The sequence below is a fragment of the Ruegeria sp. YTSA072 genome, from assembly GCF_059610285.1.
On sequence record NZ_JBXWNI010000012.1, the window covers coordinates 14,119 to 28,300 of the forward strand.

Annotated in this window: 14 protein-coding genes; 9 read left to right on the plus strand and 5 right to left on the minus strand. The window is 58.4% G+C overall.

The genetic code is table 11. The annotated features are described in order from the left end of the window. Positions 1-3 precede the first annotated feature (3 nt). Both ctaA and AC2FIB_RS17530 read right to left on the minus strand, forming a co-directional pair. Positions 4-1,149, minus strand: coding sequence for a heme A synthase (gene ctaA / locus AC2FIB_RS17525; RefSeq protein ID WP_496733427.1), 1,146 nt, complete (start codon positions 1,147-1,149; stop codon positions 4-6). Between the two features lie 62 nt (positions 1,150-1,211). Further along, a complete protein-coding gene (locus tag AC2FIB_RS17530) occupies positions 1,212-1,955 on the minus strand; it encodes an RNA methyltransferase (RefSeq protein ID WP_496733429.1) in 744 nt (247 codons plus the stop codon). Positions 1,956-2,108: 153 nt separating this feature from the next. Here AC2FIB_RS17530 and AC2FIB_RS17535 point away from each other — a divergent pair, with 153 nt between their 5' ends. From AC2FIB_RS17535 to AC2FIB_RS17550, 4 genes are all read left to right on the plus strand, one after another. After that, a complete protein-coding gene (locus AC2FIB_RS17535) occupies positions 2,109-2,729 on the plus strand; it encodes a thiamine phosphate synthase (protein WP_282151322.1) in 621 nt (206 codons plus the stop codon). 54 nt (positions 2,730-2,783) lie between these two features. Beyond that, the gene (locus AC2FIB_RS17540) at positions 2,784-3,677 is read left to right on the plus strand and encodes a PfkB family carbohydrate kinase (protein ID WP_496842522.1); all 894 of its coding nucleotides are present in this window, start codon (positions 2,784-2,786) and stop codon (positions 3,675-3,677) included. After that, a complete protein-coding gene (locus AC2FIB_RS17545; RefSeq protein ID WP_496733433.1) occupies positions 3,674-4,588 on the plus strand; it encodes a pseudouridine-5'-phosphate glycosidase in 915 nt (304 codons plus the stop codon). Before AC2FIB_RS17540 ends, AC2FIB_RS17545 begins: the two co-directional genes overlap by 4 nt. Before the next feature lie 67 nt (positions 4,589-4,655). Then, entirely contained in the window at positions 4,656-5,333 is a 678-nt protein-coding gene (locus AC2FIB_RS17550) for a DUF502 domain-containing protein (RefSeq protein WP_113790156.1), read from the plus strand. Here the strand turns inward: AC2FIB_RS17550 and AC2FIB_RS17555 are convergent, their stop codons facing one another. Both AC2FIB_RS17555 and AC2FIB_RS17560 read right to left on the minus strand, forming a co-directional pair. After that, positions 5,334-6,359 (minus strand): patatin-like phospholipase family protein, encoded by a 1,026-nt coding sequence (locus AC2FIB_RS17555; protein WP_496842523.1) that lies wholly within the window; start codon positions 6,357-6,359, stop codon positions 5,334-5,336. Positions 6,360-6,423: 64 nt separating this feature from the next. Then, positions 6,424-7,197, minus strand: a complete 774-nt coding sequence (locus AC2FIB_RS17560) for a 3-hydroxybutyrate dehydrogenase (protein WP_496733438.1) — start codon at positions 7,195-7,197, stop codon at positions 6,424-6,426. A 293-nt stretch (positions 7,198-7,490) separates the two neighbouring features. On the opposite strand from AC2FIB_RS17560, the gene AC2FIB_RS17565 reads away from it, so the two are divergent. Continuing rightward, positions 7,491-9,305 carry an extracellular solute-binding protein gene (locus AC2FIB_RS17565; RefSeq protein ID WP_496733439.1) on the plus strand — a complete coding sequence of 605 codons (1,815 nt, stop codon included), beginning with the start codon at positions 7,491-7,493 and terminating at the stop codon, positions 9,303-9,305. Between the two features lie 469 nt (positions 9,306-9,774). Further along, entirely contained in the window at positions 9,775-10,011 is a 237-nt protein-coding gene (locus AC2FIB_RS17570) for a hypothetical protein (RefSeq protein ID WP_058271932.1), read from the plus strand. Here the strand turns inward: AC2FIB_RS17570 and AC2FIB_RS17575 are convergent. Beyond that, entirely contained in the window at positions 10,000-10,623 is a 624-nt protein-coding gene (locus AC2FIB_RS17575; RefSeq protein WP_058271780.1) for a helix-turn-helix domain-containing protein, read from the minus strand. The genes AC2FIB_RS17570 and AC2FIB_RS17575 overlap by 12 nt on opposite strands. A gap of 65 nt (positions 10,624-10,688) precedes the next feature. On the opposite strand from AC2FIB_RS17575, the gene AC2FIB_RS17580 reads away from it, so the two are divergent. The 3 genes from AC2FIB_RS17580 to AC2FIB_RS17590 all read left to right on the plus strand — a co-directional run bounded on the left by AC2FIB_RS17580 (position 10,689) and on the right by AC2FIB_RS17590 (position 14,146). Continuing rightward, positions 10,689-12,206, plus strand: coding sequence for a class I adenylate-forming enzyme family protein (locus AC2FIB_RS17580; protein ID WP_496733441.1), 1,518 nt, complete (start codon positions 10,689-10,691; stop codon positions 12,204-12,206). Beyond that, positions 12,203-12,862, plus strand: a complete 660-nt coding sequence (locus AC2FIB_RS17585) for a DsbA family oxidoreductase (protein ID WP_496842524.1) — start codon at positions 12,203-12,205, stop codon at positions 12,860-12,862. Before AC2FIB_RS17580 ends, AC2FIB_RS17585 begins: the two co-directional genes overlap by 4 nt. 75 nt (positions 12,863-12,937) lie before the next feature. Then, positions 12,938-14,146 carry a multidrug effflux MFS transporter gene (locus tag AC2FIB_RS17590; RefSeq protein WP_496733445.1) on the plus strand — a complete coding sequence of 403 codons (1,209 nt, stop codon included), beginning with the start codon at positions 12,938-12,940 and terminating at the stop codon, positions 14,144-14,146. The last annotated feature ends 36 nt before the right edge of the window (positions 14,147-14,182 follow it).

A 14,182-nucleotide genomic window follows, 5' to 3' on the forward strand; every position in this document is an offset into this window, starting at 1 on the left:
GTATCAGGCTCCGCGCAAAGAGGTTGCTATTGGGTAAGCGGTCAGGAATCGCGCCCGCAGGATAAGGGTCCAGACGACGACGGCCATGAACTGGTGGAAGATGGCGATCTGCCACGGGGCTGCGTAGATCACGGTCGCGATCCCAATCACCACCTGCAGCGAAAGCGCTGCGAAGGCCGCGTTGAAGGCAAAGCGAGTTTGCGGATGTGCACTGGTGCTGCCGCGCCGCCAGACGACGATGCCGAAGATGAACAGCAGATAGCCCGCGCAACGGTGGATGAACTGAACCAGACCCGGGCTTTCAAAGAAGTTGCGCCACATCGGTTCCAGCATCGCCATGTCAGGCGGCAGAAGCTGACCACCGATCAGCGGCCAATCGGTATAAGACCGCCCGGCGTCGATCCCGGCGACAAGCGCACCAATGAGTATTTGCAAAAAGGCGAAATGCATCAACCCGGTGGATAGCGAGAACAATTTCGCCTCTTTCGCGCGTCGGGCCTGCATCAGGTCACGTTCGTCGCGGCCCAGCTCAAAGATGTACCATGCAAGGAAGCCGAGAATTACAAAAGCCAGCCCCAGATGAATCGCCAGACGATAGCTGGCCACAGCAATCATCCCCTCGCCCTGCGTCACGCCCGAGGCGACCATCCACCAACCGACTGCACCCTGAACACCGCCCAAAAGGCCCGGAATCAACAACTTACCGGTCCAGCCGGTTGGTATTTTCCGCGCGATAAGGAAGCCAAAGAAGCCAAGAGCCCAGACCAGCCCAATCACGCGCCCCAGCTGACGATGGCCCCATTCCCACCAGTAGATGGATTTGAAGTCACCCAGCTCCATCCATTGGTTCTGAATGCGCCACTGGTCGATTTGCTTGTATTTGTCGAACTCGGCTTGCCAGTCCGCCTCATTCATCGGCGGGATGGCCCCGGTAAGCGGCCGCCACTCGGTGATCGACAACCCGCTGTCGGTCAGGCGGGTCAGCCCGCCCACAGCGATCATGACGACCACCAGCGCAAACAGGATCATCAGCCAGGCGCGAATGGCCTTGCGCGCACCCCCGCGGCCACGATCGATCATACCCGGTTGAACGGCTTGTTGTTTTTCAGTGTCTGAGACGTCTTCGAAGATGCTGCGCTTACCGCTCATGCTGTCCTCTTGTGCCTTGGATTTTGTCGCAAGCTAGGATGAAGCGGAACATAGGTCCAGCCTCAGCCTTTGTCTTTCCAGCGGACCATCTGACGCATGATCCCGTGCAACATCTGCACATCGGACCGGGTCATCCGCATACGGGACCACAAATTGCGCAGGTTGGTCTTCATACCCTCGGCCTTTTCGGGCGGATAAAAGAACCCCGCCTCTTCCAGCCGGTCTTCATAGTGTTCGACCAGTTTCTCGACCTCGATGCCCGTGGCCCAGTCGCCCTTGCCCAGATCGGTGGCCTCATGAACCACATCGCCGGTTTGGCGCATCCACTCATAGGCGGTCAGCAACACGCACTGCCCAAGGTTTAGCGAGGCGTATTCCGGGTTTACCGGAACCGAGATGATGGCGTTTGCCTTAGCGATGTCTTCGTTTTCGAGCCCTGCGCGTTCCGGGCCAAACAGAACACAGACCTTTTCACCAGCAGCAACCTTTTCGGCAGCCAGTTGCATTGCGCGTTCCGGGCTGTAGACCGGCTTTGTCAATCCACGCTGCCGCGCCGTGGTCGCAAAAACAAAAGTGCTGTCGGCTAGCGCACCGGCCAGATCGTCATACAGCTGCGCCTCATCCAACAGACGCCCGGCGCCGCTGGACATCGCCACAGCCTTGGGGTTCGGCCATCCGTCCCGAGGTGCCACGATCCGCATCCGATCCAGCCCGAAATTCCACATCGCCCGCGCGGCGGCACCGATGTTTTCACCCATCTGCGGGCGCACAAGCACGAATGAGGGCTGAGATTTATCGCTAGGCATGGCTGTCTCCGAAGGTTCCGCCTGCTCTAATCTGCGCGCACAGGCAGGGCAAGCCATCCGCGCCTTCATTTGGGCCGGAAACCAGCATAAAAGTTTGCTTCCCAGCCGCAATCCGCTAAACCGCGCAAAAGACTGAAAGCGAAGGACGCGCCAATGGACACCCCCGAGCAGCCGCAGATTTACCTGATTACGCCACCGACCATCGAACTGAGCACCTTTACGAACCGTTTGGCCAGCGTGTTGGACGGGGCAGAGATCGCTTGTATCCGATTGGCGCTGGCCGGTGGAGATGAAGACACGATCGCCCGCGCGGCGGATGCCTGCCGTGAGGTTGCGCATGCGCGCGATGTGGCGCTGGTGATCTCGAACCATGTTCTGCTGGCGCAGCGGTTGGGGCTGGACGGGGTGCATCTGGATGACGCCGCGCGCTCGGTCCGGTTTGCACGAAAGGAATTGGGCGCGGAAGCCATCGTTGGCAGCTTTTGCGGTGCGTCCAGCCATGACGGCATGTCTGCTGGCGAGGCCGGTGCGGACTATGTCGCCTTTGGACCAGTGGGCGCGTCAACGCTGGGTGATGGCACAATCGCCGAAATGGATCTGTTCCAGTGGTGGTCTGAGACGATCGAAGTTCCGGTCGTTGCCGAGGGTGGCCTGAACCCCGACCTGGTTCGCGATCTGACCCCCTGCACCGATTTTTTCGGTATCGGGGACGAGATCTGGTCACAGGATGACCCTCTGGCCGCGCTGAAGGGTCTGACCGACGCGATGCGCTGATCGGTGCGAGCGTTAACGCTTGCACCTACGCCGGGGCTGCGGCATGACGACGACATGACACAAAACAGCGACATCCTTTGTATCGGATCGGTTCTTTGGGACGTGATTGGCCGGTCCGCCAGCGCCATGCGGCAAGGGTCGGACGTGCCGGGGCGGATCACCCGCCTACCGGGTGGCGTGGCCATGAACATCGCCATGACACTGGTGCGTTTTGGCATGACCCCCACCCTGCTGACCGCCATCGGACGCGATCCTGAGGGCGATGAGTTGGCAAATGCCTGTTCCCGACTGGGCATGGTGACGGATCACATTTACCGTTCGCAGGATTTGCCGACCGACCGTTACATGGCGGTCGAAGGGGCCAACGGCTTGATAGCAGCCATCGCTGATGCGCATTCGCTTGAGGCCGCGGGTGCCAAAATCTTGCGTCCATTGATGCACGGGCCTTTAGGGTACGAAAACGAGCCGTTCGGAGGCCCTATCGCGCTGGACGGCAATCTGACACTGACCTTGCTTGAGGAAATCGCCCAAAGCCCCGCCTTTGCGCGCGCCGATCTGCGTGTGGCACCGGCCTCGCCCGGTAAAGCCGAACGCTTGCTGCCGTTCCTGAAGCATGCGCGGGCCACGCTGTATGTGAATCTCGAAGAAGCCGGTATCCTGTGCCAGCGCGAATTCAAGGATTCCGAAAGCGCCGCCAAAGGCCTGCTGGATCGCGGCGCGCTGCGCGTGTTGGTCACCGACGGCGGAAGTTCGGCCACGGTTGGTAATGCGGATGAAATCCTGACCCAAACACCCCCGTCCGTTCTGGTTACCCGCGTAACCGGCGCAGGCGACACATTCATGGCGGCCCACATCGCCTCAGAATCCGACGGAGCTTCCAGCGAAGAGGCCCTGGCCCGCGCCCTGCACGCCGCCGCAACATACGTATCCGGAGAAACCCCACTGTGATCGACATTCAATATTCCGCCGAGGTCCGCGCCGCCAAGGACGCAGGCCAGCCCATCGTTGCGCTGGAAAGCACCATTATCACTCACGGCATGCCCTACCCTCAGAACATCGAGGTTGCGGCACAGGTCGAACAAGACATCCGTGACGCAGGCGCGGTTCCGGCTACAATGGCCGTGATCAAAGGAAAACTGCACGTGGGTCTGGAAGCCGACGAGCTAAAGTCGCTGGGTCAGGCGCAGGGCGTCGCCAAGCTGTCCCGCGCAGATATGGCCGCCTGCATGGCGACCGGCGGTACTGGCGCGACCACAGTCGCAGCGACGATGATCGCTGCCCATTATGCCGGGATCGAAGTGTTTGCCACCGGTGGCATCGGCGGCGTGCATCAGGGTGCCGAGACAACCTTTGATATCTCAGCCGATCTGCATGAGCTGGCGCAATCCCCGGTTACGGTTGTCGCTGCAGGCGCAAAGGCCATCCTCGATCTGGCAAAAACGCTCGAGGTTCTGGAAACGCTGGGCGTTCCGGTCATCGCCTACGGGCAGGACGAATTCCCGGCCTTCTGGTCGGCTAAATCCCCTTATGCCGCGCCCCTGCGCATGGACAGCGCCGAGGACATCGCCACAGCCCACGCCACACGCCGCGCGCTTGGCTTGCCCGGCGGCCAGCTGGTTGCCAACCCAATTCCGACCGCCGATCAGATCCCGGCCGAAGAACTGGCTCCCATCATTGCATCAGCACAGGCCGACGCTGATACTCACCGGATCAGCGGCAAGGGCGTCACGCCTTACCTGCTGCAACGGATTTACGAACAGACCGAAGGGCGTTCGCTGACGGCCAATATTGCCCTGGTTCGTAATAACGCGCGACTGGCGGCCGGAATTGCTCGGGCGCTGTCCGACCGAACCGATTGACATAAGCCTATTGTACCAAGGCACCCAACTGCTTAACTAATTTGGCAGAAAACCGCTCAGGACCGCAATGAACACGCCATTTGACGAAGAACCACAACGCCGCCCGGGCCTGTTTTCGCGACTGCGCGCGTCTTTCCTGACGGGCATCGTCGTGATTGCGCCTGTGTGGCTGACCATTTGGCTGATCTGGTCCGTGGTCGGCTGGATCGACAGTGCGGTTCTGCCCATAATTCCACAACGGTTCCAGCCGCAGGAATACGTGGGCATCAACCTGCGGGGCGTCGGCGTTGTCATCTTCCTGATCTTCACTGTTCTGGTTGGATGGATCGCCAAAGGTATTCTGGGCCGGTCCCTGATCCAAATTGCCGAAAGTCTTGTCAGCCGGATGCCTGTCGTCCGGTCTGTCTATTCTGGGATCAAGCAAATCTCGGAAACGGTTTTTGCGCAGACTGAACGGTCGTTCGAAAAAGCATGCCTGATCCAATACCCGCGCCGCGGTATCTGGGCGATTGGTTTCGTCTCTACCGCGGCAAAAGGCGAAGTCAGCGAGCGGGCTGAAACCGGTGGTGAACTGCTGGGTGTCTTCGTCCCGACCACGCCCAACCCGACCTCTGGCTTCCTATTGTTCTTCCCGGCCGAGGACGTGATCCTGTTGGATATGACAATCGAGGACGCCGCAAAGCTGGTGATTTCCGCAGGCCTTGTTTACCCCAACGAAAAAGACCCGACGCAGCCGCCCGAGTGATCAGCCAAACATCTCGGGCAGGTCGACGGTGCTGCGTGCGCCAAGATCGGCTTTGTGATCGCCGATGAACCGATGCGCCGCGGCGCGCCCGGCTTCCTTCAGCTTGTGCAGGATCACAGGGTTGGGAACCGTCTTGGTCGCCACGGACAAATCGTTCATCAATTCGTCATCCGCGATCATGTGAACAAATACGCGGCTCATCTCTCCGGCCGTCAGCTTGCCGTCCGCCAACAGACGCTGAACAAAATTGATCGCCCGCAACTCGCGAAACAGGGATGAGTTAAAGCTGATCTCATTGATCCGATTCTGAATCTGCTGCGGAGTTTTCGGCACCTCATCACGCTCAAGCGGGTTGATGTTCACGACCACGACGTCTTCAGGCAAATCACTGTTAAACAGGGGATAAAGCGCCGGGTTTCCAGTGTAACCACCATCCCAATATGCCTCGGTCCGGCCCGAGATGGGGTCAAATATCTCGACGGCCTGAAACAGGCTCGGCAGGCAGGCCGAGGCCAGAATGGCATCCGTTGAAATCTCTTCCCCGGTGAACACCCGGATCTTGCCGCTGCGCACACAGGTCGCGCAGACAAACAACTGGGGTCCCTGATCCGTGCAAATCTCATCAAAGTTGAACCGATCCACAACCGGTTCAAGAGGGTTGCGGTAAAACGGACCATAAGCATAAGGCGACACCATTCGCGACCAGGCATCACCAATCGAGAATGGCAGTGAATACTCCATCGACTGGGCAATCTGTGCGGGCTCCAGCGCCTGCATCCAATCGGCAAGGCGCATATCCCCCACCGCACCCATCCGTGCCCATAGCCCGTCCAGACAAGCCCGCGCGCCGTCGCTTCCGTTGTGCACCATCCCGGATTTGAAGGCAGCGCCATTCAACGCCCCGGCCGAGGTCCCAGTGATCGCCGCAACCTCGATATCTTCTTCGTCCAGAATTCGGTCCAGAACGCCCCAGGTGAAGGCACCGTGCGCGCCGCCACCCTGCAAAGCCAGATTGATCCGTTTCACCGTCCTGCCCCTTCATCTTTTCCAAAATACTCCGGGGGTACGGGGGCAGCGCCCCCGTCAAAACTCACAACGCTGTCCAACCGCCATCGACCGAGATCGTGGTCCCGGTGATCTGCGCTGCCGCATCCGAGCATAGGAAGATCGCGGTGCCACCCAATTGCTCGACCGTTGCGAATTCTTTCGAAGGTTGCCGTTCAAGCATCACGTTCTTGATCACGTCCTCACGGCTCATGCCGTATTCCTTAATGGTGCCTGGGATCTGTGCCTCGACCAATGGTGTCAGGACGTATCCCGGGCAGATCGCGTTGCATGTGATTGGCTCCTGCGCGGTCTCCAGCGCCGCGGTTTTGGTCATACCAACCACGCCGTGCTTTGCCGCGACATAGGCCGCCTTGAACGGAGACGCTGTTAACCCATGAGCCGAGGCGATATTCACAATACGTCCCCACCCGGCCTTGCGCATCATTGGCAAAGCGGCGGCCATCGTATGAAAAGTCGAGTTCATGTTGATTGCGATGATCGCATCCCACTTTTCGACCGGAAATTGATCAACCGGCGCAACATGCTGAATGCCCGCGTTGTTCACCAGAATATCACATGCCCCCGCCTTTTCGATCAGCGCGCGGCATTCTTCACCCTTGGACATGTCCGCCTTGATATAGCGTGCGCTGGTCCCGGTCTCTTTCGAAATCTCGGCGGCCAGCGCATGATCTTCGTCGCGGTCGGTAAAGGAATTCAGCACCACGTTGGCCCCGGCCTTCGCCAGCTCGCGCGCGACGCCCAATCCGATCCCTGAATTCGAACCGGTGATGATGGCTGTTTTTCCCGAAAGGCTCATAGCCGAACTCCCACAAAATCAACTTTGGCAACACAGTGCCATGCTGCAGCTGCAAAGAAAACGGGGAAACATCCGGGCGGCGCATCCTTTGAAAGACCCGCACAAAAAAAACGCCCGCACGAAGCGGGCGTTAAGTTATTGAGGCAGGTTTCATACAGGCAAGAAACCTATCGAGCAGTGCACCCTTTATAAGCAATTCCGTGCCTTCGTCCAAGCTAAAAGTTTGAAAATAAGAAAAATCATCGCTACGATGAATCCCAACAAAATAAGGCCAGAGCAGGATTGTTTCCAAAATGAGCCCCGATTTTCTACGCCCCGTTCGTCCATTGGTCGCGGGAATCACTGCACTTTTGAGCACGTCAATTGCCCATGCAGAATCGACCCATGGCATAGCTATGTATGGTGACCCGGCCTTACCACCGGATTTTGTGTCCCTGCCCTACGCAAATCCGGACGCGCCAAAAGGCGGGAAAGTCGTGTTCGGAAATACGGGCGGCTATAACAGTTTGAACCCGTTCGTGCAAAAAGGCAGCTCGCCCTGGCAATTGCGATTTTGGACCCATGAGGGCCTGATGGGTCGATCTTGGGACGAACCTTTCACTCTTTACGGGCTGTTAGCCGAATCAGTTGAGACAGCGCCGGACCGGTCCTGGGTCGAATTCACCCTGCGTGAGAACGCCGAATTCTCGGATGGTACGCCTGTCACAGTGGATGATGTCATCTGGTCGTATGAGACTTTGGGAACCGAAGGTCATCTGCGTTATCGCGGGCTGTGGAGCAAGATCGACAGCATCGAACAAACCGGTCCCCGCTCGGTGCGCATCACCTTCAACGAGCCCGACCGCGAGCTTGCCCTGATCGCAGGTCTGCGCCCGATCCTGCAGAAAGCCCAGTGGGAAGGCAAAGATTTTGCCAATGCCGGATTGCATGACATTCCGGTCGGAACCGGGCCCTACGTCGTCGACAGCTATGAGGCCGGTAGATACGTGAACCTCAAGCGGAACCCGAATTATTGGGGCACTGACATCCCCTTCCGTAAAGGCACCATGAATTTGGACGAAATGCGGATCGAATTCTACGGCGACGGTACTGTTCTATTCGAGGCATTTAAAGCCGGAGAACTGACTGCGGTTCGTGAATTCAATGCCGACAAATGGGCTAATCAATACAATTTCCCGGCCGTCCAGCGCGGCGATGTGGTCAAGACCGAGATCCCGCACGGCAAGCCCTCGGGTATGACCGGGTTTGTCATGAACACCCGCAAAGCACCGTTTGACGACTGGCGTGTCCGCGAGGCGCTGACGCTGGCGTTCAATTTCGAATTCATCAACGACACGATTACCGGCAACGCGCAGCCGCGTATCTCATCCTATTTCTCGGGCTCGGACCTTGCGATGCAACCCGGCCCGGCAAGTGGTCGTGTGGAAGATCTGTTATTGGCGTTCAAGGACGACCTGCCGCCCGGAACGCTTGAAGGCTATATCTTGCCGGAAAGTGACGGATCGGCCCGCAACCGTTCAAACATCCGCGCTGCAACCAAACTGTTGGCTGAGGCGGGCTGGACCATCCAGGACGGCGTGCTGCGTAACGAAAACGGGGATGCCTTTACTCTGACCGTGTTGCTGCAACAGGGCGACACAGAAAGCGAAACGGCAATCGAGATCTACACGCGCGCACTGGAACGTCTTGGCATCGCAGTGAGCACGGAACAGGTCGACAGCGCCCAGTTCACCAGCCGTACATCCGAGCTGGATTTCGACATGACCTATTTCCGTCGTGCTTTGTCCCTGTCACCCGGCAACGAGCAGCGCCTGTACTGGGGCAGCGAAAACGCGAATACTCCGGGCACGCGCAACTTGATGGGGGTGGCTTCACCCGCTGTGGACGGAATGATTGACGCCATGTTGGCATCGGAAAGTCATGAGGATTTCGTCGCTGCAACGCGCGCGCTTGATCGTGTGTTGACCGCCGGGCGCTATGTCATTCCGATTTGGAACTTTGATGTAGGCCGGATCGCCCACGCCAAGGAACTCAAGCAGCCGGAAAACTTGCCGATCTATGGCGATGGGCCCGAGTACATGCCGCAGGTTTGGTGGTACGAACAGTAACGGGTCACGCGCGGCACCTAAGGGACGTGGGCGGAAATCGGCGCACAGCCTATTGGCACCGCATATTGCGGGTCGGTTTTTTGCCATGCCAACATGTTGCAATTACCCCAACGTCAAGTGTTCCCCTAAAAAACTCACACAAAAAGCTTTACTGACCGGGGTTTAGCGATATAGCTTGTACATATACTGCAGTACGCTGCACGAATTGATTATTGCTTTGAAATTCAAAACGTAACTCTTCGTCCGGTGCGCAGAACATCGAATTTACGGACCGGCCTCCACTCACTCAAAAATCAGGTCCGTCTGCCCGTTGCGGATAGGCTGCAACGGGCACTTTCGCCCCCGTCAAAAATCAAACCGCCACCCGACCCCGGGTGCGACATTTTGTCATGCCCGAACGCCCCCATCACCTTCGTACGCTGGTTCTTGGGACGAGCGGTTTGAAACCATGAAAACGGAAAGCTGTCTAATGTTGAAATGGACCGATCTGACGCAAGACTGGAGTGCAATGTATACCCGCGCCAAACGGCGCTTTCCAAACCTGCGGGATCAGGACATGGTGCGGTTAAGCCAAGACCGCAAATGTTTCGAAGCGTATCTGGCTGAACGCCATCAACTGACCATGAACGAAGCCCACGAAGAGCTTGAGGACTTTTTGTTCACGGAAGGTTTGAACCGCGAATTCAGCCGGTCGTTAAGTAAGTGATGTTACCCACAGGATCATTGCATCTTCGTCGCTGACCGAGATTACATTGTGACCCATGCTCCCGTCGTAATAGGCGCTGTCGCCGCGGCGCATTTCGACTGGTTCATAAAACTCGGTGTAAAGGCGCACAACACCCGTCAGGACATACAAGAACTCTTCGCCGTCGTGGCGGACCCAGCCGTCGAACTCATCCATTGACCGCGCGCGGACACGGGCCCGATAGGGCAACATCTGCTTTTTCGTCAGCGTTTCGGCCAGCAGTTCATGTTCATAGGTGGTTGTGGGATGGGCTGACCCTTCGCCCATGCGCGTCACGGCCATCCGGCCGATCACCTGGTCCCGCTGTGGCGCCGTAAACAGTTGCGGCACCGAGATCTCAAGGCCGGTCGCAAGCTTTTTCAGCGCGTCATAGGTGGGCGACATCTGACCGTTTTCGATCTTGCTGAGCGTTGAACGCGCCAAACCGGCCTGCGTGGCAGCCTGTTCAAGCGTCCATTTCCGTGCTTTCCGCAGCTCGCGCACGCGCGCGCCGAGGTCCAGTGGTTCAACTTCCGTATGTTCGCCCGAGTCCCGGGCAATGCGGATCAGAGATGTCTGGTCTTGGGTGCTCATGCGTCATTCTATAGGCGCAGCCCGTCGCGCTTGCAACGCAGCAGTGGTCGCGCTAGCCAGTTGCCATGCTTTCTGTTTTTGATCAGGGGCCGCCGCCGGCCTGCCCGTCTCCGTTCAATCTGGCAGCGCATGTACTGCGCTGTGCGGACAGGCTTGCGGACAAGACCGCCCTGTCTGTGCTGGGGTCCTCGCATACCGAGCATTGGACGTATAGCGCGTTGCGGCAGGCCATTCTGGGAACTGGCACGGGGTTGTTGAATGCCGGTTTGAAGCCCGGCGATATCGCGTTGATGCGGCTTGGGAACACGGTCGATTTCCCGATTGCCTATCTCGGAGCGATTGCTGTCGGCATCATCCCGGTCCCAACATCATCGCAGCTGACCGAGCCGGAAACAGAGCGCATGATCAAGGACCTCATGCCTGCCGCCATTCTGCGTGACCCACAGGTTGCGTGCGCCGCGCACCCGGTTCAGATTGACCTGTCCGATTTGGCCGGAATGCGTGATCTGCCTGCTGCTGAGTTTCAAATGGGTGACCCGGAACGGATGGCCTATGTCGTCTATACTTCGGGCACCTCGGGAAAACCGAGGGCTGTGGCCCATGCCCATCGCGCCATCTGGGCGCGTCGGATGATGGTGGATGGCTGGTACGGGCTGCGTGAAACCGATCGCCTGTGTCACGCGGGCGCGTTCAACTGGACCTATACCCTAGGCACCGGTCTGATGGATCCGTGGACCACTGGCGCAACAGCCCTTATACCCGCGCCTGGCACCGATCTGGACGCACTACCTGCCCTGCTACGCCATCATCAAGTCACCATCTTTGCTGCAGCACCGGGTGTATTCCGTAAGGTGGTGAGCACAACAGACGACCTGGACCTGCCGGAATTGCGGCATGGGTTATGCGCCGGAGAAAAACTGTCACGGCATCTACATGAACAGTGGACGCAGGCGACCGGCACTGAACTCTACGAAGCTTATGGCATGTCCGAGTGTTCGACTTTCATTTCGTCCAGCCCGGCGCATCCAGCGCGGTCCGATGCATTGGGCCAACCGCAGCCTGGCCGCCGTGTGGCTATCCTGGGACCTGACGGTCCCGTACCTCAGGGTCAGGAAGGCACCATTGCCGTCCACAGGTCCGACCCCGGCCTGATGCTGACCTATCTCAATGCCCCCGACGAGGCCGAATCCCGGATGCAGGACGAATGGTTCCTGACCGGCGATCAAGGGGCCATGGCCGTGGATGGCCAGATCACTTATCTGGGTCGCGATGACGATATGATGAATGCCGGCGGCTATAGGGTGTCACCGGTTGAAGTCGAGGCGGCGCTGTCTCGATACCCCGGCATCGCGCAGGTCGGGGCTGCGGCAGTCGAGGTTAAACAGGACACATTTGTGATAGCAGCCTTCTATACAGGACCGGAAAAGCTGGACGACAACGCCCTGCGCACCTATGTCGAGGCAAATCTGGCGCGCTATAAGCAACCGCGCGCCTTTATCCATCTGCCTGAACTGCCCACCGGCGGGAACGGGAAACTTCTGCGCCGGGCGCTGCCGGCCTATTTCAAGGCGACCAACCGATGACCGAGACCGTCAAGCTTGATATCATGTCCGACCCGATCTGCCCGTGGTGTTATATCGGCAAAACCCATCTGGACAAGGCGCTGGCGGCGATCCCGGACCATCCGTTTGTGATCGAATGGCATCCGTTCCAGTTGAACCCCGACATGCCGGATGCCGGAATGGACCGCCGCGAATATCTCGAACGCAAGTTCGGGGGCAAGGAAGGCGCGGTGCGGGCCTATGCTCCGGTTGTAGATCATGCCGAGAACGCAGGCCTTAAAATCGACTTCGAAGGTATGGAGCGTACGCCCAACACACTGGATGCCCACCGCCTGATCCATTGGGCCGGGATTGAAGGCAAACAGAATGCCGTGGTCGATGCCTTGTTCGATGCCTATTTCGTGCAGGCCCGCGATATCGGCGATCATGAGGTTCTGGCGGATATTGCCGACAATGCGGGAATGGACGCAGCGGTCGTGCTGAAACTGCTGAAATCCGACGCGGACCGCGAGGATATCAGCAACCGTGACAGCCATTCCAGGCAGATGGGCGTCAGCTCTGTCCCAACATTCATCGTCGCCAATCAACATGCCGTCCCCGGGGTGCAACCCCCTGAAATGTGGGAAAAAGTGATTGCTGAAATCATGTCTCAACTTGAGGCCTCCCCTGCAAATTAGCACAGACCTCTGTGCAATTTGACACCTAGCGCCAACTGATTTGCCGTGATAGCGCGAACAGATCAGGAGGGCGTTATGGCCAATCGCATGTCACGGGGTGAGTTCGTAGCACTTGTCGCAATGATGTTTGCGACAATCGCGTTTTCGATCGATTCCATGTTGCCTGCACTGCCAAATATCGGCGCGCAACTCAGCCCCAACGACGTCAACAAAGCCCAGCTGATCCTGACTTCGTTTGTGTTGGGCATGGGGATTGGCACGTTTTTCACCGGTCCGCTGTCGGACGCCTTTGGCCGCAAACCAGTGATTTACGTCGGATCGGCACTGTATATCATCGCTGCGGCGGCTGCCTGGGCCAGTTCATCACTCGAAATGCTATTGGTCGCCCGTGTCTTCCAGGGGATCGGATGTGCGGCCCCACGCGTGGTGGCAATGGCAATTATTCGCGACCTGTATTCGGGCCGCGAGATGGCGCGGATTGTATCGATTGCGATGATGATCTTCACCCTGGTACCGGCAATTGCGCCAATGCTTGGTGCCGGCGTGATCGCACTGACCGGATGGCGGGGCATCTTTGCCTCATTCATCCTGTTCTCACTGATCACCATCGTCTGGATGGGCCTGCGCCTTCCGGAACCCCTGTCGGTCGAGAACCGTCGCCCGCTGCGCATGCCCCTTATACTGGACGCCGCGCGCCAGATGTTCACACACCCAACTGTCCGACTGTCGATCTTGGTTCAGACACTGTGTCTGGGCATGTTGTTCACCATGCTGACGATGGTTCAACCGGTCTACGATGTCATCCACGACAGTGCCGACAGTTTTCCGTTCTGGTTCGGGTTCGTGGCGTTGATGGCAGGCTCAGCCAGCCTTTTAAACGCGGCCCTTGTTATCAAATTGGGCATGCGCCGGATCGTGACATGGGCGCTGGGCGCACAGGTCCTCTTTACCACAGCCGTCATCGCCCTGAATGCGACAGACCTATCGCCCACGCTGTCCTTCGCAGTTTTCGTAAGCTGGCAAACTGCGGTCTTCTTTATGGCAGGTATGACTATGGGCAATCTGAACGCTATCGCGATGGAGCCTATGGGCCATATCGCGGGTATGGCGGCTTCTGTGATCGGTGCGATCTCGACCGTGTTTGCTGCCGCGATCGCAGCCCCCATCGGGCAGATGTTCGACGGGTCCATCACCCCGCTGGCTGTCGGCATCCTGGCCATGAGCGCTGCAGGATTCGGCCTGATGCTGCATATGGGGCGGATCGAAAACAGGCTGCCAGCCTGATCTGTGCAGGAACGATGAATCAGGCTAACCTTTGCT

Coding starts and splice junctions, on each gene's coding strand:
- ctaA (WP_496733427.1), bottom strand. CDS start 1,149: ATGAGCGGTAAGCGCAGCATCTTCGAAGACGTCTCAGACACTGAAAAA.
- AC2FIB_RS17530 (WP_496733429.1), bottom strand. CDS start 1,955: ATGCCTAGCGATAAATCTCAGCCCTCATTCGTGCTTGTGCGCCCGCAG.
- AC2FIB_RS17535 (WP_282151322.1), top strand. CDS start 2,109: ATGGACACCCCCGAGCAGCCGCAGATTTACCTGATTACGCCACCGACC.
- AC2FIB_RS17540 (WP_496842522.1), top strand. CDS start 2,784: ATGACACAAAACAGCGACATCCTTTGTATCGGATCGGTTCTTTGGGAC.
- AC2FIB_RS17550 (WP_113790156.1), top strand. CDS start 4,656: ATGAACACGCCATTTGACGAAGAACCACAACGCCGCCCGGGCCTGTTT.
- AC2FIB_RS17560 (WP_496733438.1), bottom strand. CDS start 7,197: ATGAGCCTTTCGGGAAAAACAGCCATCATCACCGGTTCGAATTCAGGG.
- AC2FIB_RS17565 (WP_496733439.1), top strand. CDS start 7,491: ATGAGCCCCGATTTTCTACGCCCCGTTCGTCCATTGGTCGCGGGAATC.
- AC2FIB_RS17570 (WP_058271932.1), top strand. CDS start 9,775: ATGTTGAAATGGACCGATCTGACGCAAGACTGGAGTGCAATGTATACC.
- AC2FIB_RS17575 (WP_058271780.1), bottom strand. CDS start 10,623: ATGAGCACCCAAGACCAGACATCTCTGATCCGCATTGCCCGGGACTCG.
- AC2FIB_RS17580 (WP_496733441.1), top strand. CDS start 10,689: ATGCTTTCTGTTTTTGATCAGGGGCCGCCGCCGGCCTGCCCGTCTCCG.
- AC2FIB_RS17585 (WP_496842524.1), top strand. CDS start 12,203: ATGACCGAGACCGTCAAGCTTGATATCATGTCCGACCCGATCTGCCCG.
- AC2FIB_RS17590 (WP_496733445.1), top strand. CDS start 12,938: ATGGCCAATCGCATGTCACGGGGTGAGTTCGTAGCACTTGTCGCAATG.